Here is a 2767-nt window from a genome sequence, read left to right as displayed (position 1 = left end):
GGGGGGCTGGACGTGCCGCGGGAGCCTGGGGCGCTGTCGCGGGCGGCTGGGGCGCTGGACGTGCCACGCGAGCCTGAGGTGTTGAACGTGCCAGGCGAGCCTGCGGTGCTGGACGTGTCGCCGGAGGCTGGGGTCCTGGACGTGCCGCCGGTCACCCGTCCGACGGTCGTGAGCTCGAACCCGTCCCGCTCCGTGAACGGCGCCAGCAACGCGTCCTCGGCCACCGCCAGCGCGGCGGCCGCCGCCCGGGTCGGCGCCCTCAGCTTGGCCAGTACGTTCTCCACATGCGTGGCGACCGTACGGACCCCGCACCCCACCCGAGCCGCCGTCTCCGGATTGGTCATGCCGACCGCCACGCACGTCAGCACCTCGTGCTCCCGCTGGGTCAGCCCCCATGGCGGCTCACACCGCTGCGCCTCCAGCCCGGTGACGGGCCCGCGCTCGGTGCGAGACACCTCGATCGTCACCCGGTAAAGCCGCCGGTCGGCGCCCCGCCAGTAGTAACGCAACAGCCCCGGACCCTCGCCAGCGGCCCGCCTGGCATGGCCGACCAAGGGACGGTTACGAGCGAAGAACTCCACGGCACCGGTACGGACGCGCTGCCCGGCATCCACCATGAGCCTGGCTCGAAACTCAGGCTCGGCTTCGAGACGTTTCCCCATTTTGCGACGATACCCGGCACAAACCCCAGGTCGCCATGACCCAGCCCCGGCGAATCCGAACAGCACTCCGGCGGTCAAGCGGTCAGAACGGGTACGTGGCGATGTCGCCTCGCATGGTGACCCATTGCGTCTCGGTGAAGGCGTCGACGTTCGCGCCGGTCCCGCCGAACCGCGCGCCCGTGCCCGACGCGCCCATCCCGCCGAACGGCGCCACGGCCTCGTCGTCCACCGTCTGGTCGTTGATGTGCACGATGCCCGTCGGCACCAGGTCGGCCAGGGCCAGGCCCTTCATCACGTCGCGGGTGAGGATGCCCAGCGAGAGGCCGTACTCGGAGTCCGCGGCCAGCGCGGCCGCCTGCTCCGGCGACGAGAACGTCATCACCGGCGCCACCGGGCCGAACACCTCCTCCGCGTACGCAGGCGCGGTCGCCGGCACCCCGGCCAGCACCGTGGGCCGATAGAACAGCCGGTTGAAGGTCCCGCCCGCGGCCAGTCTCGCGCCGGCCGCCACGCTATCGGTGACCAGGCGGTGCACCCGGTCCCGCTGTTTCGCGTCGATGAGCGGCCCGAGCGCGACCTGGCCGGTGGCGGGGTCGCCGACCGGCAGGCCGTCAGCCTTGGCGGCGAGGCGTTCCACGTACTCCTCCGCCACCGCCTCGTGCACGAGGTGCCGGCCCGTGGTCATGCAGATCTGCCCCTGGTGGAAGAACGACGCCCACGCGCCCGCCGACGCGGCGGCCGCCAGGTCGGCGTCGTCGAGCACGACGAGCGCCGAGTTGCCGCCCAACTCCAGGTGTACGCGCTTGAGCAGGCGCGCGGCCGCCTCCCCGACCCGGCGGCCGGCCGCGGTGGAGCCGGTGAAGGAGATCACCGGGATGTTCGGATCGGTCACCAGCGTCTGGCCGGCCTCGGGGCCGCCGGGCAGCACGTGCAGGAGGCCGTCAGGGAGCCCGGCCTCCTCGAAGACGCGCGCGATCGAGAACCCGCCGCAGACGGCCGTACGCTGGTCGGGCTTGAACACGACCGCGTTGCCCAGCGCGAGCGCCGGGGCGACCGACCGGATGCCGAGGATCAGCGGGAAGTTGAACGGCGCGATCACCCCCACCACGCCGACGGGGACGCGCCGCGCGAAGCTGAGCCGCGTGCGTGCCGTCGGCAGCACCTCGCCGAGCGGCTGCGAGGCCAGCGCCGCCGCCTCGTAGCACTCCTGCGCCGCCACGTGCGTCTCGAACGCGGCCTTGCCAGGCACGCCGCCGGACTCGCGGACGATCCAGTCCTGGATCTCCTGCGCGTGCTCCTCGAACAGCCGACCGGCCCGCCGCAGCAGCGCCGCCCGCTCCTCGTACGGTGTCGCCGCCCAGGCCCGCTGCTCCTTACGCGCCCGTACGGCGGCCGCCGCCACGTCGCCTGCTCCCGCCGTGCCCGCGCGGCCGAGCTCGTCGCCGGTCGCGGGCTCGATGACCGGCGCGTCGCCCGCCTGTGTGGCCCGCCACCCGCCGTCGAAGATCGAGCCGGTCCAGATCTTGGGGTCAAGGAACGTCATGTGAGCCTCCTCATGGCTGGAAATCCGGATCCACGGTCACGCCCACGTCGAGCAGCAGCGGTTCCGTACGGGCGGCGAGTCCGGGCAGCACCTCGTCCAGCGCCGCCGTCAGCTCCTCGTACGAGTCCACCCGCCGGGCCGGGCACCCGAGCGACCTGGCCATACCGCCCATGTCCACCTCGGTGAACGGCGGCCACGGCGCCTTGCCGCCCTGCTGGTCGGCCAGCCGGTCCATGACCGCGTACCGGCCGTTGGCGAGCACGACGAACAGCGCGCCCACCCGGTAGTGCGCGGCGCTCCAGAGCGCGTGTACGCCGTAGAGCGCCGACCCGTCGCCCACGACCGCGATCACGGGCCGGTCGGGCAGCGCCATCCGCAGGCCGACGGAGGCGGGCACGGCGAACCCGAGCCCGCCCATGGCCGCCGACAGGAAACCGAGCGGGCTCCTGGCCGGCACGAGACGATGCAGGTCCGGCCGCGAGGACGGCGCCTCCTCAAGGAGCACGACATCACCCGGCAACCGCACAGCCAGCTCCCGCAACACATCCGCAGCCCGCAACGA

Annotated in this window: 3 protein-coding genes; all 3 read right to left on the bottom strand. The window is 73.3% G+C overall.

The window, feature by feature from the left end:
• Positions 1–662, bottom strand: a 662-nt coding sequence (locus tag ITP53_RS54690) for a helix-turn-helix transcriptional regulator (RefSeq protein ID WP_236052238.1), incomplete at its 3' end; no start/stop codon positions are given.
• An 82-nt stretch (positions 663–744) separates the two neighbouring features.
• Positions 745–2205 carry an aldehyde dehydrogenase family protein gene (locus ITP53_RS54685; RefSeq protein WP_195903369.1) on the bottom strand — a complete coding sequence of 487 codons (1461 nt, stop codon included), beginning with the start codon at positions 2203–2205 and terminating at the stop codon, positions 745–747.
• Between the two features lie 10 nt (positions 2206–2215).
• The coding region (locus ITP53_RS54680) for a thiamine pyrophosphate-dependent enzyme (protein ID WP_236052237.1) at positions 2216–2767 on the bottom strand (552 nt) is incomplete at its 5' end.

Source organism: Nonomuraea cypriaca, assembly GCF_015645445.1.
GTDB classification, from domain to species: domain Bacteria; phylum Actinomycetota; class Actinomycetes; order Streptosporangiales; family Streptosporangiaceae; genus Nonomuraea; species Nonomuraea cypriaca.
The sequence above is the reverse complement of the archived record's forward strand: the minus strand, read 5'-3'. Positions and strand labels throughout refer to the sequence as shown.

What these genes read in the sequence shown, in the direction of transcription:
- ITP53_RS54685 (WP_195903369.1), bottom strand. Translation starts at nt 2,205, where the DNA reads ATGACGTTCCTTGACCCCAAGATCTGGACCGGCTCGATCTTCGACGGC.